The organism is Exiguobacterium sp. SL-10 (assembly GCF_004337025.1).
Classification (GTDB): Bacteria; Bacillota; Bacilli; order Exiguobacteriales; family Exiguobacteriaceae; genus Exiguobacterium.
The window spans coordinates 11,238-33,995 of record NZ_SJUP01000014.1; the positions used below are offsets into that span (position 1 = coordinate 11,238).

The following is a 22,758-nucleotide window of genomic DNA, read 5'->3' on the forward strand; positions in this document are numbered from 1 at the left end:
CTTTTGAAAACAATGTTAATGGTCTGTCAAAACTATTATCCGGAGATCGGCAGTGCCGGCAACCGGATGCAAAATATTACGCATCTCATGAAAGAACGCGGCTACGAGGTGGAGGTCATCACGGCCGCCCCGTCGTATCCGAACTTCAACTTGTATAAAGACGACCGCTTTTGGAACGACAAGGCGCTCAACAAGCAACCGTTCATCAAGCGCCTCATCACGAAGAAGCGCAAGCATACGTCGAACATGGTGAGTCGGCTCGCCTTGTTTTTGGAACAGATGATCAAAGGCGTCGCCGCCGTCCAAAAGCTCGACTCGAAACCGGATGTCGTCTTTGCGACGACCCCGTCTTTTTTTATGGCGTTCGTCGGCGTGTATGCGAAACGGAAGTACGGCGTCCCGTTCATCTTGGACGTGCGTGACCTTTGGCCGGAGTCGGTGAAAGGCGTCGGCGTGTTCAAACACGACTGGATGCTCGCCCCGGCGTTTTGGTTCGAGAAGCGACTTTACAAAACGGCCGATGAGATCATCATCAACTCGGAAGGCTTCCGTAGCTATTTGCGCCAACGTGGCGTCCCGAATGAGATGATCCACTATATGCCGAACTCGATTCGCGAGAGCGAACGCAACCTTGAGCGGACCGTCCCCGAGGACGACCGGATGGAGATCTTATACGCCGGCAACATGGGCCTCGCCCAAGACGTGTCGCTCTTGCTTGAGCTCGCGGAGCGATTCCGTGACGAGCCGCGCGTCCATTTCAAATTGATCGGCTACGGCTATCGCAAGAACGAGTTGAAAGAGACGATTAAAGCCCGCGGCTTCAAAAACTTCCTCTTCCTCGAGGCGATGCCACGGACGGAGGCGTTCCAAGCCATCAAGAACGCGGACGTCGCGTTCGTCAGCCTAATCGAGCAAGAAGTGTTCGACACGGTCATCCCGGGTAAACTGATCGATTATATGGCGGTCGGCAAACCGATCGTCGCGGCGGTGTCAGGCCATGCGGCGAATGTCATCGAAGCGGCCGAGGTCGGTTACGTGTCACGGAAGCGTGACATCAACGAGATCGAGCTCATGCTCCGGAAGCTGCTCGAACGTCCCGAGTTGCGCGAGAAGTACGGCGTGAACGGGATTCGTTATGTGAAAGAGAACCTGTGTTGGGAAAACAATATACACGTCCTCGAAGACGTGATCGAAAAAGTAACGATGGAGGAAACACGATGAAGTCAGTATGTATGTTTGTCTGGAACCATTTCACGAATGATGCGCGCGTCTTGCGCGAATGCTCGGCACTCGCCGAGGCGGGCTATGAAGTCGATTTGATCGCGCTCCAAGACCCGAAAAACCCATCGCTCCCGAAAGAAGAGATGCGTCCGGAAGGATTCCGCGTCATCCGGGTCAAACGTCAACCGCCGATCTTGGTAAACGGCATGAAAATGGCAAGCCAAGTGAAAAAGTGGATTTTCGCGAAAAAAACACGCAAGATCGGTGCCGGACTCGTCGGCGCGGGACTTGTCATCCTTGCACCGCTCACGATGATCGGACTCGGTGCGGCAGCAGGCGCAATCCTCCTCCCGCCGGTACGGAAACAGATCGTCAACGCGAGCGCGATGCTCGAGATGGTGTTCACTTCGACGAAGAAGTCGTATGACTTCTATCACGCTAACGACTTGAACACTCTCCCGCAGGCCTTGATCGCCGGAAAACTCGTCAACAAAGGAAAGATCGTCTACGATTCGCATGAAGTCCAGACGGACCGGACCGGTTACGGCTATATCCAAAGTAACCTCGAGGGTTGGCTCTTGCCGTACGTCGATTCGATGATGGTCGAGAACCACACGCGCGCGGCACACAACGAAGAGCTTTACGGCTTCTACCCGTACGTGCTCCACAACTATCCGTTCTACCGTCCGCTCGACTTCACGCTCCGCAAAGACTTGCATGCGCTCCTCGACTTGCCGAAAGATGAGAAGATCCTCCTGTACCAAGGCGGCATTCAAGCCGGCCGCGGACTCGAGCAGCTCATCCTCGCCGTCAAGGACTTCAACGAAGGCACGCTCGTCATGATTGGGGACGGGAAACTGAAACCGGTGATCAAACAGATGATCGAGGACGAAGGCGTCAGCGACCGCGTCAAGATGATTGACAAAGTACCGGTCGAGGCGTTACCGTACTATACGATGAACGCGTATCTCGGTTTCCAAGTGTTGAACAACGTCTGCTTCAACCACTACTCGGCGTCATCGAACAAGCTGTTCGAATATTTGATGGCCGAAGTACCGGTCGTCTCATGTGACTTCCCGGAAATCGAACGGGTCGTCGCCGGCAACGACGTCGGTGTCGTCGTCGATTCGCACGACCCACAATCGATTGCCGAAGGCGTCAACCGCCTGCTCGACGATCAAGCACTCTACGCCCGTGTCAAAGAGAACACGAAGACGGCGCGTGAGCAATATAACTGGGATTTGGAAAAAGAGGCACTCTTGAACGTCTACACGAACGTCGTGGACCGCAAGTTGCCGATTATGAAAGACGGTGCGCCAAAGCCAGTTCAACAGTAAGACTTAGACTGCGGCTTTGGCCGCGGTCTTTTTTATATGGAAGGGGGACAAATGATGAAACGTCAGCAACAACATCTATTGCGTCAACAAGTCTGGAAGAAGCTCCAATCGATTTCCTTGAAGGATATCGCTTGGATCGTCGCCGGCTCATTCATTCTCGCGTTCGGGGTGAACTACTTCACCGTCCCGAACGACTTCTCGGAAGGCGGCCTGCTCGGGGTCACCATCATCCTGTATTACTTGTTCGGCTGGGACCTCGGGGTCACGTCGATTATCGGGAACGGGATTTTATTCATCGTCGGCTATAAGCTGCTCGACCGCCGGACGATGGTGTACTCGGTCGTCGCCGTCATCGCGACATCGTTCTTCCTCAGCTTGACCCATAGTTGGGGCAGCCCGGCCGAGGATAAGTTGCTCGCGGCGGTCTATGCCGGGATCATGATCGGGGTCGGCATCGGTATGGTGCTCCGCGTCGGCGGGACGACCGGGGGCGGGGTCATCATCGCCCGTCTCATGGAGCGGTATTTGCATATGAGCGTCGCCGTGTCGATGTTCATCATCGATGCCATCGTCGTCGGGGCGTCAGGCTTCATCCTTGGGGAGCAGGTCGTGCTCTATACGTTGATCGCCATCATCATCGGCTCATGGGTCATCGACCTCGTCGCCGAAGGGCTCAACATCCGCAAGGCCGTCACCATCATCAGCGATAAGCAAGAAGAGCTCGCCGTCGTGCTGACGGAGACACTCGGCCGCTCGGCAACGATTATCCACGGCCACGGCTACTACACGAAGCAAGATAAAAACATGTTGTATATGATCGTCGACAAGCGCCAAGTCGGCCCGCTCAAGAAAATCGTCGAAGTGACAGACCCGCGTGCCTTCGTCGTCATCCATCAGGTGAAAGAGGTCATCGGGGAAGGGTTCAGCTACCCGTCCCGATAATTTGAACACTGGCGTTTTGACGCCAACTTCTATATAATAAGAAGCGTGTAAAAAGAAGGAGGAACTGACTACTATGCAAACGATCGCTACAATCAGCCTGCTCGTCGTGGCTGTTTTATTGATTGTCGTCGTACTGCTCATGTCAGGTCGGTCGCAAGGTCTTGGGGCGATTGCAGGTGGCGCGGAGCAGTTGTTCGGCCGCCAGAAAGCGCGCGGCTTCGACGCTGTTTTGAACCGAACTGCAGCTGTACTAGGCACATTGTTTTTCATTTTAGGATTACTAGTCGCATCATTATGATGAAAGGCTGATCGTTCTCGATTTTTACGTGAGGCGGTCGGCTTTTGTTTTTTTCAATTATTTTTTGGGAATAATGGATTGTATGAGGAGATGACGTTAGCAATGAAGATTACAGCACCGAAACCGTTCTTCTTTGAAGGCGGACCACGTGCCGTGTTGATGTTACATGGCTTTACCGGATCGAGCGCGGATGTCCGCATCCTCGGTCGTTTCCTGCAAAAAGAAGGCTATACGTGTATGGGTCCCCAGTACCGGGGCCATGCCGTCCCGCCGGAAGAATTGCTTCAGTACGGACCGGCCGACTGGTGGGAAGACGTCTTGAACGCCTACCAATCGTTGAAAGATAAAGGCTATGAGGAGATTGCCGTCTGTGGCCTCTCGCTCGGAGGCGTCATGTCGCTACGCCTCGCTTCGGAGGAAACCGTCAAAGGCGTCATCCCGATGTGTGCCCCGACCGGAATCGATGCCGAGGACCGGTTATACAAAGGAGTCAAAGCCTACGCTCGAGAATATAAATCTCGAGAAGAAAAATCACCTGAACAGATCGAACAGGAGATGGCGGAGTTCAAACCGATGCCGACGCTCAAGGATCTCCGTGCCTTCGTCCGTGACACGACGACAAAGTTAGAAGATATTTTCGTCCCGGCGCTCGTCGTCCAAGGGGCGAAAGATCAAATGGTCGATCCTGAATCTGCACACGAGATTTACGAGGCGATTAACGCGTTCCAAAAAGAGTTGCTCATGTATGAGGAGTCGGGACACGTGATCACGCTCGATAAAGAAAAAGAGAAACTGCACCAGGACGTGCTCGATTTTCTCGAAACGTTAGACTGGTCAGTGTGAAAAAGGAGGTGTCACGTTGAATTTACGTGACCAACTACTAGAAATCATCCAAGCCAGTGATAAAGCACTGACGGTGGACCAATTGACCGAGCGTCTTTCGCTCGAGTCGACGGATGCCTTTAAAGAGCTCATCCGCACCTTGAACACCCTCGAAGAAGAGGGCTTAATCGGCCGCACACGGACGAACCGTTACGGGACGCTCGCCGTGCTCGGCCAAGCAGCGGGAATCATCTCGATTCACCAACGCGGCTTCGGCTTCTTATCGGTCGAAGGCGAGACGGAGGACGTGTTCTTGCCGCCCGACCAATTGAAGGACGTCTACCACGGCGACACGATCCTCGTCAAAAAACGTGAGGACAACCGCGGCAAGACCGAGGGCGTGCTCCTCAAAGTATTGAAGCGTGGCTTGAAAGAGTTCGTCGGGACGTATACGCTCCCGAGCGGACGCCTCGACCAGTTCGCCTTCATCGAGCCGGACGACAAACGCATCAACTTCTGGCCGGTCGTCAACCCGGACAAATCGCTCGGTGCCGTCGATGGCCATAAAGTCGTCGTCCGCATCACGAAGTATCCGGACGGACGTTTCGCCGGAGCGTGTGACGTCGTCCGCATCATCGGACACAAGAACGACCCAGGCGTCGACATCTTGTCGATCGTCTATAAGCACGGTATCCCGACGGAGTTCCCGGAAGATGTCATCGACCAGGCGAACGCCGTGCCGGACGAGGCTGACGAGAAGGACTTCATGGGCCGCGTCGACCTTCGCAACGAGACGATCTTCACGATCGATGGCGAAGACGCGAAGGACTTGGACGATGCCGTCCACGTCAAGAAACTTGACAACGGCAACTATGAGCTCGGCGTCCACATCGCTGACGTGTCACATTATGTGACGGAAGGGTCACCGCTCGACGTCGAGGCGTTCGAACGGGGGACGAGTGTGTATCTCGTCGACCGCGTCATCCCGATGTTGCCGCACCGTCTCTCGAACGGGATCTGTTCGCTCAACCCGCACGTCAACCGTTTGACGCTCAGCTGCGTCATGGAGATCTCCCCGCAAAACGGGAAGGTCGTCAACCATGAGCTGTTCCCGAGTGTCATCAAGACGACGGAGCGGATGACGTATACGAATGTCCGTGAAATCATCGAACGTGACGACGAAGCGACGCTCGAACGCTACGAGCCGTACATCCCGTTGTTCGACCTCATGGCCGAACTCGCGGAAGTGCTCCGTACGCGCCGTAACTCGCGCGGTGCCATCAACTTCGATTTCGCCGAGGCGAAAGTCGTCGTCGACGAAGAAGGCAAACCGGCCGACATCGTCTTGCGTCCGCGCTCGGTTGCCGAGAAGTTGATCGAAGAGTTCATGCTCGCGGCCAACGAGACGGTCGCCGAACACTTCCACAAGATGGACGTACCGTTCATCTATCGTGTCCACGATAACCCGAAACCGGACAAGCTCGATTTCTTCTTCGACTTCGTCGCGAACTTCGGTGTGCACATCGAGCGGTTCAAAGGACAGAAGGTCGAACCGAAGACGCTTCAGAAGATTTTGAAGGCAATCTCGGGCGAACCGGAAGAGCCGGTCATCAGCACGATTATGCTCCGCTCGATGCAACAGGCGAAGTACGATGACGTCTCGCTCGGCCACTTTGGCTTGGCGACCGACTTCTATACGCACTTCACGTCGCCGATTCGTCGATACCCGGACTTGATCGTCCACCGTCTCATGCGCACGTACGCCTTCAATAGTGACGTGTCCGAGAAGACGATTGCTAAGTACGAGGAACGTCTCGACTCGATCGCCGAACAGGCGTCGAAACGCGAACGCCGTTCGGTCGATGCCGAACGCGAGACGCAATCCTTGAAGAAAGCCGAGTACATGGAATCACGTCTTGGTGAAGAGTTCGACGGCGTCGTCAGCGGTGTCACGAACTTCGGGATGTTCATCGAGCTCCCGAACACGATTGAAGGACTCGTCCGTCTCCAGTCGATGGATGACTACTACCACTTCGACGAGTCGCAACTCATGTTGCTCGGCGAGCGGACGAAACGTCAGTTCCGCATCGGTGACGCGGTGCGCGTCAAGGTCGACGCCGTCAACTTGGACGAGCGCACGATCGACTTCACCGTCGTCGGCATGCCGAAACGGGAACAGTCGCGCCGTCGCCAACCGACGACGATCAAAGCGACGGAAGGCCGTCCAAAGAAAGACGACAAAAAAGGCCGCGGCCGTGACGACAAACGTCCGAAGCGCGGCAAGCCGGGTAAACCAGGGAAACCAGGTCAAGCCGGCAAACCGTCCAAACCAGGTGAGAAGCCGAAGACGTCGCAAGGACGTTCGGCACTCGACTTGAAAAAGAAAGACGGTCAAAAACGAACAGGCGACGCCAAACGCGGAGCGAAGAAGCGTCGCTGACGGGAGGGGGCGACCCCTCCTCCATATTGAAGTAAAGGACTGAATGTCTATGGCCAAGAAGAAAGATTCGAACGCGCTCGCGCAAAACCGAAAAGCGTCCTTCGATTATGCGATTGAGGATACGATTGAAGCCGGCATGGTGTTGACAGGAACCGAGATTAAATCGGTGCGCCAGTCGAAGATCAACATTGCCGACGCCTACGTCCGCTTTGATGGTGGCGAGGCGACACTTCATAACTGTCATATCAGCCCGTTCGAGCAAGGGAACCGGTTCAACCACGAACCGCTCCGTGTCCGAAAGCTATTGTTGCATAAGAAGCAAATCAATCAGCTCATCGGCGCACAAGGGCGTGACGGGTATACGATCATCCCGCTCAAAGTGTATCTTAAGAACGGCTTCGCCAAATGTCTCCTCGGCATCGGGCGCGGGAAGAAGAAATATGACAAGCGCGACGACTTGAAGAAGAAAGACGCGAAGCGTGACGTCGACCGGGCACTCCGGGACCGGCAAAAATACTGACAGCGAGACCTGATTGTGGTATAGTAGTTGTAGTACCAATTACCACCTCGGGGACGTTATGGATTCGACGGGGGTAGGTCGGTCGTATGTGGCGTGTCGAGGGGTCGGCCTCGTTAAAACGCAAACGCCTATAACTGGCAAAACTAACACACAACTCGCAGCAGCCTAAGTGCCCTGCGGATCCTGACATCCATCGCTTGTGTGGATGATTATCAGGGTCTCAAACTAAGCAAGCTACGCTTCAACCTCGCCGTCTGAGGGCGCGAAGAAGAGATGAATCAGACTGGATGCGACAACGCCTGTTTATCGGCAGTGTCACATTGAGATTCAATAGATAAACTACACACGTAGAAGCATGCGTTACGATGCCTTCGGACGCGGGTTCGACTCCCGCCGTCTCCATTTTTAAGCAGTCTATGACGACTGCAATCAATGATTTTTAATGAAGACCTTCTAATTTCATTGAGATTAGAAGGTCTTTTGATTTTAACGGAGCACGTCAATCGCAATGAAATGAAAGCAGGTGAATCGAATGGGGAAATATCAATTAGATACGAAAAGTAAAGTGGCTGCTGCCAAGTATCAAGACGGTAAAAAACCGGCTGTGTCGAATAAAAAGGATAAGATCAATCAGATTCGAGAAGCATATTTGCAGAAGCAAAAAGACAAAAAAGAGTCTGGTGAATGATAAGAAAGCATTATAGCGAAAGGATTATTGAGTGTTTGCTCAATAATCCTTTCTTTGTGAATGGACGACACCATTATTTGGGTTTTTGAACGGGATCAAAGGATTGAATATTACTTTGTTGAATATAAACTATGAGCTGTTTTTAAAAAAACGTCACGAGAATATACATAACCATCATAGGAGGAATCCTCATGTCAAAAAAATCTACGGAATTAATTATCAATGGGGTCAAGAAGTATGGTCCGGCAGTAGGGAAGTTTGCACTTGCTCATAAAAATGAAATTGCTGGAGCAATTGGTGCACTCGGTGTAACGGAGCGACTTAAAAAGCGTACGAATAAAGAATCAAATCCTAAAAAAGGAAAAGACAAAATCATGAATCCTCGAAAGAAGAGATATCAATATTATTTAACAGAGGTGGTCCCTACAGTAGATACTCGAAATCGAGACGAGTTGTTCCAGTATAAGTTAGAAGTAGAACAATGCATTCAACAAATCAAATATGAGCAGGCGCAGGACATCGTCATCAAAAAACAGATTCATGAGGGTCGGATAAAAGAGTGGCATGCAGTTCTCTCTCAAATCGTGAGCCAGATGACCGTGAAAGATTATATGGAATATCTAAAGCTCTTTAACAACCCGGAATATCAAAGCGAGTACTTTAAAGGCTTTGAAGGAGATGTTGAGAAATTTAAAAAGCTAAATACGGTTGAACAGTATGATACGTTAGTTCGTTATGTTCATGAAAAAACAAATATCGATATAGAACAAATTAAAAAAGAGTTTTCGGCTCCTGTTTGATTCACGGTGATCCGCTCTTGTTCCTCATTCGTTATAATCGATGATGTAACGAATGAGTGGGGGTGAGGTCATTGGGGTGGGATTTAAGTGTTGCTGAGGCAAAAGACGTCTACTTAACAGAAACTGACTTATGGCGCTATACACAACAATTTTTAATGAACGCGACACATACGACGACGTACAAGCATATGCTCATGAAAGCGTTGCTCGAATGCACGACCGAACTGAGTGATTCTGGTGTGGTGACGTTCGAGCAAATTTCGAGACACGTGACGAAGATGTATTGGAATTTGATTGTGACGCACGGATTGCGACAAGTGAATCAACTTGGGAAATTGAGTTCGGTCGAGAAAACGATGCTCACGTTTCAAGCGACACATGAAATTCCGTCCACTTGGAACTTTGATCGTCTCCCGGTTCAGCAGCAACAACACTTGATCCGGAATGTAAATCAGTTTTATAAGAAGTACGTATATGGCTCGTTCTATGCTTCGTTCGAGGGGACCATCTATTCATTCAATCGGAACGAGGAGTGGGTCAAACTTGTGCCGAGCTACGTCATCTTTTTTGAGAAATATAAACGGGTATTGATGAATGTTACGAATTATCAACTCGCCGTCTTTCTGGAAAAATACAATACACGCGAAGCGATGGAGCGAATTTTGAACAAAATCGAATTCGTCTCGGCTCGTCAATCGCTCGACGAGTTCAAACAGATTTTACTGAGTCACGGTCATTCCATCTGTTTTTATTGCATGAAACCACTCAAACAGATTCACGTCGATCACTTTATCCCGTGGTCTTATATGCAGAATGATGTCTTATGGAATTTTGTTCTCGCTTGTCCGACTTGTAATACGAGCAAGAACAATCGGATGGCGAAGGTTGATTATCTTTACGCGCTCGTGGAACGAAACCATGAGTTGCGAGTGGCAGAGCAGATGGAGACATACAAAGAGACGAAATTGATTCACCTGTACGACTATGCGGTGCAAAATGGGTTTAAAACCGATTGGGCACCGAAAGCATAAAACGAGTCGAGCCTCACTCAATGAACTGAACCCTGAACGAAATACACTTAATAAAAAGTGCTCATTCAGGGTTCAGTTCAGCATGTTATTTAGAGTATTTAATTTAGAATGGTTTCATTCGCTTCGACTTCATCACTTTCGAAGGATAAGCTTGAAGTAGGCACAATCCCTTCTTCATCCATTTCGATACTTCTAAAGTATTCATGCGCTACCATCGATGTCTTGAACTCAGCAGTTGGGTCGATTGTTTCAACTAAAGTTTGTAATTCTTCAACAGTTGTTACAAAAAACTCTTTACGTAAATTCACTTTATTTAATCGCTTAGCGGTTAATTCTTGATGAAGTTGATATTCTAATCCCACTGCATCATCTGAGAAAATCATTGCATGTACATCAAATTTAAATGGTACGGATGCGTCTCCAAGTTCATCGACGCGATCTTGTGGATTCATACGTCTTGTCATTCCAACCTTAAATACTTGCTTACCGAAGGAACCTAAATTTGAGATAGCGTAAACATAACCAGCTTTACCATTAGCTCGTTTTAAAATTTCTTCTTTTTGCTCTTCAATGTTGCTTTGTTGTTGCTCGAGTTCTGTAATACGTGACTGTAATTGAGCAATTATATCTGGGTTAGTTTCATTAATTAGAAGCTCATTCGTACGCTGTAACTCAACCTCGAATTTCGCCTCTTCTGCTTCTAATTTTTTCTTTTGTGCTTCTAATTCTTTACGTTCTGCAACTTCTTGACGCATTTGCTCTCGTATTAAACGTTGTTCTTCTTTTTCTTGTTCACGTTTAATGTAATATTGATACTCAACCTCTACTGCCTCAATGAACAATGGTTCAAGTTCCGCTAGAAATTTAGAGATGGTTGGTGAAATTGAAGCATTACCGTTTGTCGAAATAGCTAAGTATTTTCGGATTAAACCTTTCGCATTATCGATAGCTTCCTCATGTTTAGCGTATGAAAGAGTATAAAGGATATTTTGTAGTTCGGCTTGCAAACCTATCACCATTAGCTGATAAATAGCTTGATTCGCTTTTGTTTTGTAACGATCTTTATATTTATCTAGCAATGCTGCAACTTCTTTTTTTATTTTATTGATTTGTTTCCGTAATTCTTTTGAATTCATTGCATGGTAATCTAGCTCTACCAAGCTTTTCATAATGCTTTCTTCATCGTAATTTTCTAATAAAAGTTCTAACTCAGTGGGAAGATTTTCTTCGTTAAATAATCGAGGGAATAAATCAATTAAATTGCGAATACCATTAAACTCAGTTTTCAATTTTGATAGTTTTGTACTTTGAGATTTAATGTTTTTGCTTAACTTTTCATTTTCAGTTGCTAAAGCATCGCGTTCTTCTGCGAACTTTTGAAGCTCAGCTATTTTCTTTTGATTGTCTGATATGATTTCGTCAATAATTCGTTTTCCTTCCGATTCGTATTCAGCACGGATTTGTTTTATATACTGAGTTTTATTTTCTTCGAAAATATCTTGAGAATTTGAGATGTTTATTTGAATTTCGTTATGCTTGATTTCTAGTGTATCTAATTCCATTGTTAGGGAAGTGATTTCTTGTTGTAAGTTTGTAACTTCGGAGATACGTGATTTTAGTTTTTCAGACTTGATATAGTAATAACGACCAAACCATAATACGACGCCTATCATTGAAGTTATGCCAACTGTTACAACACCAGTTAGAATTAACAAAAGTATTAGCCACCAACTAAAATACCATGGTATTTTCGCTTTCATTTTTTCAGACTTATTTTGACTCATAAATCTCAACTTCTTTCTTTTAAGGTATTTAATAAATTCATTTTACTCATTAATTTACAATAAAACATTATATTTAGTTAAAGTTGTAAAATATTTTTTTGTAGATTACATTTACACACTCGCGGAACACAATTAGGAGTTGCGAGTGGCCGAGCAGATGGAGACGTACAAAGAGACGAAATTGATTCACATTTACGACTATGCGGTCCAAAATGGGTTTGAAGCCAACTGGGCACCGAAGACATAAAACGAGTCGAACCTGATTAGGAAGGTTCGACTCGTTTTCATTTATTTAATGCTCACCACAAGTTAAACAAATCCGCAACAATCGCATCACTTCCATCTTGGAACATGAACAAGCCGAGTGCGATTAACAAACCTCCGATGACGAGAGTGCCGAACCGCATCAGTCCGTTCGTGTTCTTGTTGAATAAGCCGCGAATCACGAGCCCTCCACCGATTAATAGCATCAAGAAATACCAAAACCCCATAGCCATTCCTCCTCCGCCTGTAATTAAGTTTAGTTTACATAAATTTTCCAGTACATACTGTAGGGCGCGGGACTGATTTAATCTCAGCCCAAGACGGGTACAGTAACTTTATGTGCAAATGAAGGGGGGAGTGACCACTATGCGGAAAACCATCGTCATCGCGGGCGCGAGCGGCTATATTGGCTCGAACGTGATGGGCCATTTAAAAGAAGAGTATGACATCATCGCCTTGTCCCGCTCGACGAAAAACAAAGAAGACGAGGACCACATCACGTGGCGGTCGTGCGATTTGTTCTCGTATGAACAGACGCGTGAGGCGTGCGAAGGGGCAGACTACGCCATGTTCCTCGTCCACTCGATGATTCCGGACGGCGGATTGACGCAGGCGACGTTCGAAGACATGGACGCGCTCATCGCCGACAACTTCGCCCGGGCGACAAAAGCGAACGACATCGAACAAATCGTCTATTTGAGCGGGATCATTCCGAAAGAGTCGAAGACGTTGTCACGTCACTTGAAGAGCCGGCTCGAGGTCGAACGGATTCTCGGCGGACAAGGCGTGCCGGTGACGACGATTCGGGCCGGGCTCATCATCGGTCCGGAAGGCTCGTCGTTCCCGATTCTCGCGAAGCTCGTCAAACGGTTACCGGTCATGATTCTCCCAAACTGGACGAAGACGGAGACGCATCCAATCGACTTGCGTGAAGCCGTCCAAGCGCTCATCTCGGTCGTCGGGGCCGAAGCGCTGTACGACCACCATATCGATATCGGCGGTCCGGAAGTGATGACGTATCGGAAGATGATTGAAGATACGGCTGACGTCATGGGCAAACGTCGCGTTATGATCGACTTCCCGTTCCCGACCATCAAGCTGTCCCGCCTCTGGGTCATGGCCGTGACGGGTGAGCCGAAAGACACCGTCTATCCACTCGTTGAAAGCATGGGTCACGCCATGGTCGCGAAAGACACGACCGGCGTCAAACAAGGAGAGATTCCGTTCAAGGAAGCGGTCGAGCACGCGCTCGAGGAAGAAGAGAAACAAAAGTCGGGTGGCGGCAAGAAGAAAAAAGCGCCGCAACAGTATACCGTCCGCTCGATTCAACGGTTCGGTCTTCCCGAGAACAAGTCAGCGTTGTGGATGGCGGACACGTATTTCGAGTGGCTCGGCCGGCTCGCGTACCCGCTCATCCAGACGACGAAAGAAGAGGATGACTGGGAAATCGCACTCCTCCGACCATCACTCGTCGCACTTCACTTATCGCTCGAAGATGAGGCGACGGATGACATGGCGTCCTATTCCATCGACGGCGGCCTGTTCGCGAAGTTGAGTGAGGACGACAAGACGGGACGACTCGAGTTCAGACGGCTCCCCGAGTCGGAAGAAGGGCTCGTCGCCATCCATGAGTTCGTGCCGGCGCTGCCGTGGTGGTTCTATACGAAGACGCAGGCGAAAGCCCACCTCGTCGTCATGTGGCTGTTCGGCCGTCACGTCCGTCTGCTTGGGGAAGATGCGGACGAGGGCGATCAAGTCGTCAAGGCACCGACGAATTAAATAAGACGCAACCATTGTGTGATGGTTGCGTCTTATTGTTCTGTCTTTTAGTACGTAATGAACACCGTCCGCTTTTATCTCACTTTTCATTTACTACGTGACGGTTCAAGTGTTGATTTATTAAATCATGAAGTATTCGGTTCTCTGATTCATTCATTTCAGGGCTGCTTTTAGGCACGATAATCGCTTCGTTCGTTTCATAGTATAAAAAGAAGTGATGGTCGTCTTCGCCAACAACCTTAATGGACTCCCATGCCACATCGGTTTTTTTAATCCCACTGATATAAGATGAAGTTACGTGAATCCCAGTTTCATGAAGGTGCAACGTCACGTCGTGCGGCCATCGCTTATCATTTTTATAAGCAGATTTAAGTTTGCGAAGCGTGACGAAATCGTAATACTTTCCTATAAGTGGTCTCATTAAAATGACGGGGATGATGGCTAAACACACTACAATAAGCTTAAATGTGTTCTCTGAATTCAGATAAAGATTATAAAAATAGAGAGACATCGGCAATATGATATGAAGAACGATAAAGCCGAACAGGAAGACCATCATGGCGAGTGCGATGGTTGTGATATTGTATCTGGCTTGATGATGCTCGCTTCTCTTTAATGAGTCTTTCTGTAGAGCCATAAAATCTTCGAAAGTCAGTTGATACTTCGTACTCATGGTGTGATCCCTCATTTTCTATGTAAAGCTGTAGACGTTTTTTAATACCATGCACATATTAATTGGATTTGTTGTTGTCTCGACTTACCTTTTTTATGTGTTTCACTTTATAGTAACCATAACAAAGTGTTTACTGTAATTTCCAATAAAGTTACTTTGGTCGTTCGAGTCAAGGTAATATGCTAAATAGAATGGAACAATGGAGGATTGAATATGTCGATGACGATTCAACAAAGGACCAAAGAAAAACGAATCAAGGCGCTCCGACATGCTGGTGTCACCGAACCCATTTTTCTTGGTGAAGGTGCGTGGCATGAAGCCTGGAAAGTGTCGAAAGACGATCGCGAACTGGTTTTGCGGATTCCGAAAGAAGTCGCTTACGGAAAGCCTGTTACGTTCGATCATGATGCCTTGATGGCAGAGTACGCCGCTACGAAATTGTATTATCAGTCCGTGAATCGCGCGGTTCAAGGAGCTGCTCCAGATTTTTATGAGTTCTTCGTGTCTGCTGAGTTCACGTATACGTTAGAGTCATTCGGGGGTGCCCCTCTTTCTTTACATGCGATGACGAAAGAACAAGCTTCACAGGTGGGGGCTCAGGTCGGGGAGATTTATCGAAAAACCGATCAAATCCGACACGATGTCGAGGGGTTAGGTTATTTGATATGGACAGAAGAGAAGAAATTACACGGCAGTTTGAACGGGGACCTTCACACGTTGATCCGGGAAGAAAGTGACGAGCACTTGGCAGACTACAAAACGTTATGCGCCACGTATCCCGAGTTTAAAGACGATGTAGTCGAACAAATGCTCAACGCGGCGACCGCACTTCGTAACGATCAAATCAGCGTCCCGAGTCTCGTCAATCAAGATGCGTCTCCCGAAAATATTTTATTGCAAAGGAATCGCGTCTGTTTGATCGATCCTTATCCAATCGTATACGCACCGCGAGGCATGGCTGGCAATTTCATGAACTTATACGAGACCTTTTTTGTCGCCCTTTCACAAACGGAACGCTATGAGAGGCATCGATTTGATTTGTGTGAAGCACAGTTAAAAGGAATGGCAGAAGGATTTCTTGCAGGCTACAGCGACGGGAATCAGTCAATCGTTCGAGAAGTGAGAGGGGAGCAGTTGCTCCAATTACTCGAGACGGCTTACCTTCACCATCAGCTGTTACTTCAAGAAGAATTGACACGGGAGGATACGATTCGTTATGGAAGCAAGGAAGCCATCACAACCCGGCTGTTCGGATTATGTGACGCACTGAAACAGTTCGCCACCTCTCGATTGACTGAAATATGATTTTTTTACCCCGGTCACTCTTCGACGCATCCATCGCGATGCGTCTTTTTGTTTTGTCGATTATGTTAACGTTTCGCCAGAGCCGTTTACAAAGGGAAGGGACAGGCGTACACTGAACTCGTTTTCGACATCATGGAAAGAAGGAATGCAAGAATGGACAACTTCATGACATCACGCCAAGGATGGCAAAAGGACATCTCGGCCGGGATCACCGTCGGGGTCGTCGCCGTGCCGCTCGCGATGGCGTTCGCGATCGCCTCAGGCGTCGGACCGGTGTACGGCTTGTACACGGCCATCATCGCCGGCATCCTCGTCAGCTTGTTCGGAGGCTCGACGTTCCAAATCGCCGGACCGACCGGCGCCTTCATCCCGATCGTCTCGGGCGTCATGCTCGCGCACGGCTACGAAGGATTGCTCGTGACGACGTTCCTCGCTGGGATCCTGTTGTTCCTTATGAGCGTACTCCGCGTCGGACGACTCATCCGCTTCATGCCGCGCGCCGTCACAATCGGGTTCACGGCCGGAATCGCCGTCGTCATCTTCGTCGACCAGCTCGACGAACTGTTCGGCATCTCGTTTCAGAAGGCGCCGCACTTCCACGAGAATTTGCTGAAGCTCGTGACATCGTTACATGAAGCGAGCTTATGGCCTGTCTTCATTGCCGCCATCGGTTTCTTGACGCTCTGGCTCGTACCAAAACTACCCGTCAAGTTACCGCTTCTCTTGATGGCGATGCTCGTGCCGACGTTCGTCAGTCTCGTCATCCCAGGGGAAGTCGCGACGATCGGTAGTGCCTATGGCGGCATTCCGAGCGGATTGCCTGAGTTCAACTGGCTCGCGATCGACCTCGATTTGATTGCGACGCTGTTGCCATCGGCGTTCGCCATCGCCTTCCTCGGGGCGCTCGAGTCGCTATTGTCGGGTGCGGTCGCGGACGGCATGGCCGGTACGAAGATGAACCCGGACAAGGAACTGTTCGGGCAAGGGCTCGCCAACGTCGTCGTCCCGTTCTTCGGCGGGATCCCGGCGACCGGCGCCATCGCCCGGACGGCGACGAACATTCAAGCAGGGGCCGTCAGCCGCCGCTCCGGGGTCATCCACGGGTTGACGGTGCTCCTCGCCGTGCTCGTGTTGGCACCGCTCGCGAGCTATGTCCCACTGGCCGCCCTCGCCCCGATTCTGATGCGCGTCGCTTGGAACATGTCGGAGCGGCACCACGTCTTCGAGATGCTCAAGCATCGGTCGGCCGAATCGCTCGTTTTGCTCGTCACGCTCGGGCTGACCGTGTTCGTCGACCTCGTCGTCGCCGTCGAGGTCGGGGTCATCTGTGCGCTCGCCTTGTTCGCGAAACGGATGGCCGATACGATTGACGTCCGCGAACAGACGGAACGGTACGTGACGCGCGACGGTCAAGTCGTCTTCAGTGTCGAGGGTCCGCTCTTCTTCGGGGCAATCGAGATGTTCGAGCACGTATTGCATCATATCCATGACGAGCCTGACGTGTTCATCTTCAACTTCCACCGTTGTCCGGTCATCGATGTGACGGCCGTCGAAGAGATTCGCCGCGTCGTCCGGGAGTTAAAGGTGGCCGACCGTCGTGTCGTCTTCGCGCACTTATCGGCACCCGTGCGGCAGACGCTCACGCATTACGGCGTGCTCGATCATGTCGACACGTTCGAGACGACACAGGAAGCGATTGACGCGTCTTAACGGACGGACAGAATCTGACCGAACGGGATGCGGCGCACGTCTGTGTCGAACAGCTCGACTTCACGCTCGGCGTAATAGATGGCGTGGACGTAGCCGCGCACCGTATGGGTCATGCCGTTGTCGAACAGCGTTAGCTCGACGGCGTCTCCTTCCCGGATGGCGCGTTCGAGCTCGGTTTGCCACAGATAGAGGAGCTGCTCATCCAAATCGGGCAGCTCGATCTTTTGGACGTGGGCGTAATATTTCTTCAAGAGCGCTACGTGCTCGGGCATGAGGAACGGAATCCATTTCAATTCACCGCGGTCTTTGTAGCGGGTCTGGCTCATGACGATTCACCTCCTTGTTTATGTCCGCCGATGAGGCGTTGCCGCGTCCGGAGCGGACTGTCTTTCAATAAGCTCGACGCCGGCCGAATCGTGCCGCGCCCGAAACGGACGTTCAAGCTGTCGACAAGGTCGAGGAAGTCGAACCGGCGTGCTCGGGCCCACTCGTCCTCGAAGAACGACAGCTGGACGTGGTCGCTGCGAGGCTCGAGCTTGCCGAGGGCGACCGAGACGTAACGTACGGCCTCCGTCTCGTCCCACGCGTCGAGGAAGAGCGTCAATAATACCGGCAAGAACTCGCGCTCGTCCGCTGTGAAGCGGGCGAGCTTTTTTTGTTTGCTGAAGCCGCGCCGCTCGCTCGTCCGGGTGTAACGGACACCGAGATGGATGCTGCCGCCGACGAGTCCGGCCTGCCGCGTCCGCATCCCGACCTCGACGGCAATGGCCTGCAAGACGAGCCGGATGGCCGCATACGTCGTATAGTCCTTCATGAGCGTGATGCCATGACCGATCGTCCGCGGCCGCTGTCGCTTTGCCCCGAATAACGAGCTTGGCGGGAGGATCGTCGGTGACTCGTCGATGCCCCAGGCGTGATGCCACAGCTCGGCGCCGATGACGCCGAACTTCTCATGGAGCGTCTCGAGCGGATAGCGGGCGAGGTCACCGATCGTGTCGATGCCGAGCCGCCGGAGATGGACTTCCATCTTCGCGCCGACGCCCCACATCTTGCCGATCGGGGCCGGGTGGATCAATCGTTCGACGTCGTGGAGGAAACAGCTGGCGACACCCGTCTTTTTCCCATGCAAGTCGAGGACGAGCTTGGCGAGGACGTTGTTTGGTCCGATGCCGATCGTGACCGGGATGCCGGTATAGCGGAACACGGTCGAGCGGATGAGGCGGGCGACGTGCGCATCGTTCCCGAACAGTTGCTCCGTCCCGGTCAAGTCGACGAGCGTCTCATCAATCGAGTAAACGCGAATCGCCTCCGGGGGCGCGAACTGATGCAAGATATGGACGATTTGTACGGACACGTTCAAATAATGACTCATCCGGGCCTCGGCGTAGATGACGTGCCGCCGCTCGTGCCACGGCAAGCGGTCGATGTGGAACCGTCTAGAGCCGGTCTTGATGCCGAGCTGTTTCATGGGCGGCGTCGCGGCGAGGACGAGGGCGCCGTTGTCCTGTAAGTTCGATAAGACGACGAGCTTTGTCTTGTACGGGTTCAACTTGCGGGCGGCGCACTCGCAACTGGCGTAGAACGAGACGCTGTCGATACAAAAAATCCGACGTCGCATAGCCACCTCTCCTTTTTTACGAACAAACGTTCTGTTTTTTTCATCGTATCACGGTCTCACGCCGTCTCAAATAGAAAAATGAAAAGAAATTTGAAAGAAGTCAAAAAAAGGGTGAAATGCATGATGAAATTCCAACTTTTTGGGATTTACCGAAATAATAAAGCGAGGGAGAAACAAAATCCGGTATAATGGGAGGGTAGCTAGACAAATATGGTTTCGGACGATGGAGGCTATCCTGTGATTGATTTTGTGAAGCAATTGACCAATGATCAGGCACGATGATTGAAAACCTATAAGAAACAAGTCGAACGCATCAACGCGTACGAGGAGACGATGCAAGCATTGGACGATGCAGCGCTTCGCCAGTACGCGCTCGAATTGAAACAGCGGCTCACGGACGGTGCGGACGTCCGCGCCATCACGGAGGAAGGGTTCGCCCTCGTCCGCGAGGCATCGGTCCGCACGATCGGGCTCCGTCACTATGACGTCCAGCTCATCGGAGGTCTCGCGCTCCTCGAAGGGAATATTGCGGAGATGCCGACCGGGGAAGGGAAGACGCTCGTCGCGGCATTGCCTGCGTTCGTCAAGGCGCTTGAAGGGAAAGGCGTCCATGTCATCACGGTGAACGACTATTTGGCGCAACGTGACGCCGAACAGATCGGGAAGATTCACACGTTCCTCGGCCTCACGGTCGGACTGAACGTACCGGAGATGGAGCTTCCTGACAAACAAGCGGCATATGCGGCGACATTACATACGGGGTCGGGACTGAGTTCGGGTTCGACTATCTTCGGGACCATTTGGTCGGCTCGCCGGAAGAACGCGTGCAGCGTCCGTTCCATTTCGCCTTGCTCGATGAAGTCGACAGCGTCTTAATCGACGAGGCGAAGACGCCGCTCATCATCGCCCAGAAGGACGAGTCACACGTCCGCTTGAAACGGCTCGCCCAAGCCGTGTTCGGTCAATTGACGGAAGACGACTATACGGTCGACCTCGAGGCGCGCGCCGTCATGTTCTCGGATCAGGGCATCGAGAAAATCGAGGCGTTGTTCTCGGTCGATAACTTGTTCTCCGCCGAGCACCACGTCCTCTATCACTACATGATGCAGGCGCTCCGGGCGAACGTGTTGTTCGAGCGGGACGTCGACTATATCGTCCAAGAAGGCAAGATCGAGTTGATCGATTTGTTCACGGGCCGGGTCATGGAAGGACGCAGTCTGTCGGAAGGCCTCCATCAGGCGCTCGAGGCGAAAGAACAGCTCGACATCACCGAAGAGAATAAGACGACGGCCGAGATCACGATTCAACACTACTTCCGGATGTATCCGCTCCTCGGTGGCATGACGGGTACGGCGCAGACGTCACGCGAAGAGTTCATGAAGACGTATCAGATGGACGTCGTCCAAGTGCCGACGAACCGGCCGCGTCTGCGTGAAGACTTGCCGGACCGCGTCTTTGACACGATCGCCCATAAATATGCGGCGGTCGGACAAGAAGTGGCGGCCATTCACGCGACGGGACAACCGATCTTAATCGGGACGACATCGATTGCCCAGTCGGAGGCCGTCAGCGAACAGCTCGAGCGACAAGGCATCAAGCATGAGCTGTTGAACGCGAAGACGGTCGCCCAAGAAGCCGAGATCATCGCCGAGGCTGGACGCCTCGGGCACGTGACGATTGCGACGAACATGGCTGGACGCGGGACCGACATCGTCTTAGACGAGACGGCGCGCGAGCGCGGCGGTTTGTACGTCATCGGGACGGAACGTCACGAGTCGCTCCGCGTCGACAACCAGCTCCGCGTCGACAACCAGCTCCGCGGCCGGTCGGGGCGCCAAGGCGACCCGGGCATGTCACGTTTCTTCGTCTCGCTCGAGGACGACCTCGTCAAACGGTACGCCGCCGAGCGATTGAAACGGGTCGAACACAAACTGAAGCCGGACGAGCACGGGGAGATTCGCCACAAGGAAGCCGGCGATATCATCGAATACGCCCAGACGACGATTGAAGGCGTCGGTGTCTCGGTCCGCGACTACATGTTCAAACTCGACGACGTCTTGAACGAGCAGCGCCGCATCATCTATACGATCCGTGACGAGGCGGTCGACGCCAACGCGACGGTCATCTTGAACAACGTGCTCGCGATGATGCGCCTCGCGCTCGAAGAGACGCTCGACCGCCACATCGATGCCGAGCTCGTGCCGGAGGAGTGGGCGAAAGATGCCTTGCTCGAGGACTATGTCTATTTGACACAACAGACACTGCCATGGCCGGAGACGGTCGGAGATAAAGACGAGTTGAAACAAGAGGTCGCACCATGGATCGACGGGATCATCGAGACGGCGCAAGAGCGCATCGAAGGGTACCCGGAAGTCATCGCCTTCGCCCGTCAACAGTTGCTCAGCCATCTCGATGATCCGCTGGACGAACCATTTGACGACGATGAACGCCTTGAAAGAAGGGATCGGGCTCCGCAGCTACGGCCAGGAAGACCCGAGCCGTCAGTTCGGCAAGGAAGGGCTCGAGATTTTCCAAGAGACGTATCTCGACATCGCCCGCGACGTGACGATTCAACTGTGCCAGTTAGACCTATACTTTGCGCAACGGGAAGAGGAGGGGCTGTGACATGTTCGGACTGTTGAAACGAAAGAAAGTTGAGACGGTGATCCGTCAAGATGACGAGCGGACGCTCCGCCTCGTGTTCGATGAAGGAATGGACATTTCGAAAGAAGATGAGTACGTGTTCCGTTATCATGCGACGACGTTGCCACCGCTCGCGGATAATCAGTTGTCGATCGAACTGCTCAGTGCGACGAAGAACCCGGGCGGTCTGTCCGTGGTCGCCTTGTTCCGCAACACGGTCGCGACCGAGTTCTCGCTCGACGAGATTCCGGTGCTCTTGTTGAACGAACGCCGCGAACCGCTCGGCCAGAAGATGCTCAGCCGGATGGACTTGCCGTCGTTCGAGGCGATGACGAGCAAGCCCGTCTATCTCGACTTCTTTGAGGAGGAACTGTTCACCGATGTCGACGACCTCGATACCGAGTCGATTCAGCTCGCCTTCCAAATGAACCCGACGGCACCGCTCCAAGACGTGACGGACAGTGAGCGCGATGCGTTCCCGGACGTGGCATGGCATCGCCTGAAACGGATGAACATCCTCAGCCGACCGGTCGCCGAAGGCCAGTTCGATTTGTTGCTCGTCCATCTCGACGTGACCGACACGGAGATTGGGGCCTCGCTCCTCGTCCGGAACGGTTATGCCGAGCAGGCGCTCCAAATCCCACGCCTCCCGCTCGAGCTGATGCAACGGGACGAGGTCGTCGGCTGGGCCGACGCCGTGCTCGCCGAGCCGATTTTACCGAAACACGACTATCCGCTCCACGTCCGCTTTAAGCGGCCGGAAAGCGAGAGCAACGGACCGATCTCGATTCGAATCCGTTCGTGACGATATGACCATCCCTGACACACGTCGGGGATGGTTTTTAATGCTTGTGCGAAATTTATTTTTATATGGATACCACAT

Annotated in this window: 19 protein-coding genes, 1 other RNA gene and 1 pseudogene; 16 read left to right on the forward strand and 5 right to left on the reverse strand. The window is 51.7% G+C overall.

The genetic code is table 11. The annotated features are described in order from the left end of the window. The first annotated feature begins 12 nt into the window (after positions 1-12). The 11 genes from EVJ33_RS13170 (at position 13) to EVJ33_RS13220 (ending at position 10,099) form a co-directional block, all read left to right on the forward strand. Positions 13-1,221 carry a glycosyltransferase family 4 protein gene (locus tag EVJ33_RS13170; protein WP_236634634.1) on the forward strand — a complete coding sequence of 403 codons (1,209 nt, stop codon included), beginning with the start codon at positions 13-15 and terminating at the stop codon, positions 1,219-1,221. Further along, entirely contained in the window at positions 1,218-2,558 is a 1,341-nt protein-coding gene (locus EVJ33_RS13175; protein WP_201739715.1) for a glycosyltransferase, read from the forward strand. The genes EVJ33_RS13170 and EVJ33_RS13175 overlap by 4 nt, the downstream gene beginning before the upstream one ends. 54 nt (positions 2,559-2,612) lie before the next feature. After that, a complete protein-coding gene (locus EVJ33_RS13180; protein ID WP_131437849.1) occupies positions 2,613-3,500 on the forward strand; it encodes a YitT family protein in 888 nt (295 codons plus the stop codon). A 73-nt stretch (positions 3,501-3,573) separates the two neighbouring features. Continuing rightward, positions 3,574-3,798 (forward strand): preprotein translocase subunit SecG, encoded by a 225-nt coding sequence (gene secG, locus EVJ33_RS13185; protein WP_012726902.1) that lies wholly within the window; start codon positions 3,574-3,576, stop codon positions 3,796-3,798. A gap of 102 nt (positions 3,799-3,900) precedes the next feature. Continuing rightward, the gene (locus tag EVJ33_RS13190; protein ID WP_131437851.1) at positions 3,901-4,641 is read left to right on the forward strand and encodes an alpha/beta hydrolase; all 741 of its coding nucleotides are present in this window, start codon (positions 3,901-3,903) and stop codon (positions 4,639-4,641) included. Positions 4,642-4,657: 16 nt separating this feature from the next. After that, on the forward strand, positions 4,658-7,060 hold the full coding sequence (gene rnr / locus EVJ33_RS13195; protein WP_131437853.1) for a ribonuclease R: 2,403 nt from the start codon (positions 4,658-4,660) through the stop codon (positions 7,058-7,060). Between the two features lie 49 nt (positions 7,061-7,109). After that, entirely contained in the window at positions 7,110-7,580 is a 471-nt protein-coding gene (gene smpB, locus EVJ33_RS13200; RefSeq protein ID WP_029595066.1) for an SsrA-binding protein SmpB, read from the forward strand. 49 nt (positions 7,581-7,629) lie between these two features. Continuing rightward, positions 7,630-7,985, forward strand: a transfer-messenger RNA (tmRNA) gene (ssrA, locus tag EVJ33_RS13205). 127 nt (positions 7,986-8,112) lie between these two features. Next, positions 8,113-8,268 (forward strand): alcohol dehydrogenase, encoded by a 156-nt coding sequence (locus EVJ33_RS13210; protein WP_131437855.1) that lies wholly within the window; start codon positions 8,113-8,115, stop codon positions 8,266-8,268. A 191-nt stretch (positions 8,269-8,459) separates the two neighbouring features. Next, positions 8,460-9,068, forward strand: a complete 609-nt coding sequence (locus tag EVJ33_RS13215; protein WP_131437857.1) for a hypothetical protein — start codon at positions 8,460-8,462, stop codon at positions 9,066-9,068. A 71-nt stretch (positions 9,069-9,139) separates the two neighbouring features. After that, on the forward strand, positions 9,140-10,099 hold the full coding sequence (locus tag EVJ33_RS13220; protein WP_131437859.1) for an HNH endonuclease signature motif containing protein: 960 nt from the start codon (positions 9,140-9,142) through the stop codon (positions 10,097-10,099). 98 nt (positions 10,100-10,197) lie between these two features. On the opposite strand, the gene EVJ33_RS13225 is transcribed toward EVJ33_RS13220, so the two are convergent. Together EVJ33_RS13225 and EVJ33_RS13230 are read right to left on the reverse strand one after the other, a co-directional pair. Then, positions 10,198-11,883 (reverse strand): GIY-YIG nuclease family protein, encoded by a 1,686-nt coding sequence (locus EVJ33_RS13225; protein WP_236634630.1) that lies wholly within the window; start codon positions 11,881-11,883, stop codon positions 10,198-10,200. Between the two features lie 299 nt (positions 11,884-12,182). Then, positions 12,183-12,374 (reverse strand): hypothetical protein, encoded by a 192-nt coding sequence (locus EVJ33_RS13230; RefSeq protein ID WP_131437861.1) that lies wholly within the window; start codon positions 12,372-12,374, stop codon positions 12,183-12,185. A 139-nt stretch (positions 12,375-12,513) separates the two neighbouring features. Between EVJ33_RS13230 and EVJ33_RS13235 the strand changes: the two genes are divergently transcribed. Beyond that, on the forward strand, positions 12,514-13,926 hold the full coding sequence (locus EVJ33_RS13235) for an NAD-dependent epimerase/dehydratase family protein (RefSeq protein WP_131437863.1): 1,413 nt from the start codon (positions 12,514-12,516) through the stop codon (positions 13,924-13,926). A gap of 79 nt (positions 13,927-14,005) precedes the next feature. Here the strand turns inward: EVJ33_RS13235 and EVJ33_RS13240 are convergent, their stop codons facing one another. Then, a complete protein-coding gene (locus EVJ33_RS13240; protein WP_161566938.1) occupies positions 14,006-14,599 on the reverse strand; it encodes a YcxB family protein in 594 nt (197 codons plus the stop codon). A gap of 213 nt (positions 14,600-14,812) precedes the next feature. On the opposite strand from EVJ33_RS13240, the gene EVJ33_RS13245 reads away from it, so the two are divergent. After that, the gene (locus EVJ33_RS13245; RefSeq protein WP_236634631.1) at positions 14,813-15,904 is read left to right on the forward strand and encodes a phosphotransferase; all 1,092 of its coding nucleotides are present in this window, start codon (positions 14,813-14,815) and stop codon (positions 15,902-15,904) included. Between the two features lie 153 nt (positions 15,905-16,057). After that, entirely contained in the window at positions 16,058-17,614 is a 1,557-nt protein-coding gene (locus tag EVJ33_RS13250) for a SulP family inorganic anion transporter (protein WP_131437867.1), read from the forward strand. Here the strand turns inward: EVJ33_RS13250 and EVJ33_RS13255 are convergent. Together EVJ33_RS13255 and EVJ33_RS13260 are read right to left on the reverse strand one after the other, a co-directional pair. Further along, entirely contained in the window at positions 17,611-17,940 is a 330-nt protein-coding gene (locus tag EVJ33_RS13255) for a YolD-like family protein (RefSeq protein ID WP_131437869.1), read from the reverse strand. The genes EVJ33_RS13250 and EVJ33_RS13255 overlap by 4 nt on opposite strands. Further along, complete coding sequence (locus tag EVJ33_RS13260) at positions 17,937-19,232, reverse strand: Y-family DNA polymerase (RefSeq protein ID WP_131437872.1); 1,296 nt, start codon at positions 19,230-19,232, stop codon at positions 17,937-17,939. The genes EVJ33_RS13255 and EVJ33_RS13260 overlap by 4 nt, the downstream gene beginning before the upstream one ends. Positions 19,233-19,514: 282 nt before the next feature. Between EVJ33_RS13260 and secA2 the strand changes: the two are divergent. Together secA2 and EVJ33_RS13270 are read left to right on the forward strand one after the other, a co-directional pair. Further along, positions 19,515-21,857: pseudogene (gene secA2, locus EVJ33_RS13265) on the forward strand (accessory Sec system translocase SecA2). Position 21,858: 1 nt separating this feature from the next. Next, positions 21,859-22,680, forward strand: coding sequence for an SLAP domain-containing protein (locus EVJ33_RS13270; RefSeq protein WP_131437874.1), 822 nt, complete (start codon positions 21,859-21,861; stop codon positions 22,678-22,680). Positions 22,681-22,758: the final 78 nt, after the last annotated feature.

Coding starts and splice junctions, on each gene's coding strand:
- secG (WP_012726902.1), top strand. CDS start 3,574: ATGCAAACGATCGCTACAATCAGCCTGCTCGTCGTGGCTGTTTTATTG.
- EVJ33_RS13240 (WP_161566938.1), bottom strand. CDS start 14,599: ATGAGTACGAAGTATCAACTGACTTTCGAAGATTTTATGGCTCTACAG.
- EVJ33_RS13235 (WP_131437863.1), top strand. CDS start 12,514: ATGCGGAAAACCATCGTCATCGCGGGCGCGAGCGGCTATATTGGCTCG.
- EVJ33_RS13250 (WP_131437867.1), top strand. CDS start 16,058: ATGGACAACTTCATGACATCACGCCAAGGATGGCAAAAGGACATCTCG.
- EVJ33_RS13230 (WP_131437861.1), bottom strand. CDS start 12,374: ATGGGGTTTTGGTATTTCTTGATGCTATTAATCGGTGGAGGGCTCGTG.
- EVJ33_RS13190 (WP_131437851.1), top strand. CDS start 3,901: ATGAAGATTACAGCACCGAAACCGTTCTTCTTTGAAGGCGGACCACGT.
- EVJ33_RS13180 (WP_131437849.1), top strand. CDS start 2,613: ATGAAACGTCAGCAACAACATCTATTGCGTCAACAAGTCTGGAAGAAG.
- EVJ33_RS13260 (WP_131437872.1), bottom strand. CDS start 19,232: ATGCGACGTCGGATTTTTTGTATCGACAGCGTCTCGTTCTACGCCAGT.
- EVJ33_RS13225 (WP_236634630.1), bottom strand. CDS start 11,883: ATGAGTCAAAATAAGTCTGAAAAAATGAAAGCGAAAATACCATGGTAT.
- EVJ33_RS13255 (WP_131437869.1), bottom strand. CDS start 17,940: ATGAGCCAGACCCGCTACAAAGACCGCGGTGAATTGAAATGGATTCCG.
- EVJ33_RS13245 (WP_236634631.1), top strand. CDS start 14,813: ATGTCGATGACGATTCAACAAAGGACCAAAGAAAAACGAATCAAGGCG.
- EVJ33_RS13270 (WP_131437874.1), top strand. CDS start 21,859: ATGTTCGGACTGTTGAAACGAAAGAAAGTTGAGACGGTGATCCGTCAA.
- smpB (WP_029595066.1), top strand. CDS start 7,110: ATGGCCAAGAAGAAAGATTCGAACGCGCTCGCGCAAAACCGAAAAGCG.
- EVJ33_RS13175 (WP_201739715.1), top strand. CDS start 1,218: ATGAAGTCAGTATGTATGTTTGTCTGGAACCATTTCACGAATGATGCG.
- EVJ33_RS13215 (WP_131437857.1), top strand. CDS start 8,460: ATGTCAAAAAAATCTACGGAATTAATTATCAATGGGGTCAAGAAGTAT.
- EVJ33_RS13170 (WP_236634634.1), top strand. CDS start 13: ATGTTAATGGTCTGTCAAAACTATTATCCGGAGATCGGCAGTGCCGGC.
- EVJ33_RS13210 (WP_131437855.1), top strand. CDS start 8,113: ATGGGGAAATATCAATTAGATACGAAAAGTAAAGTGGCTGCTGCCAAG.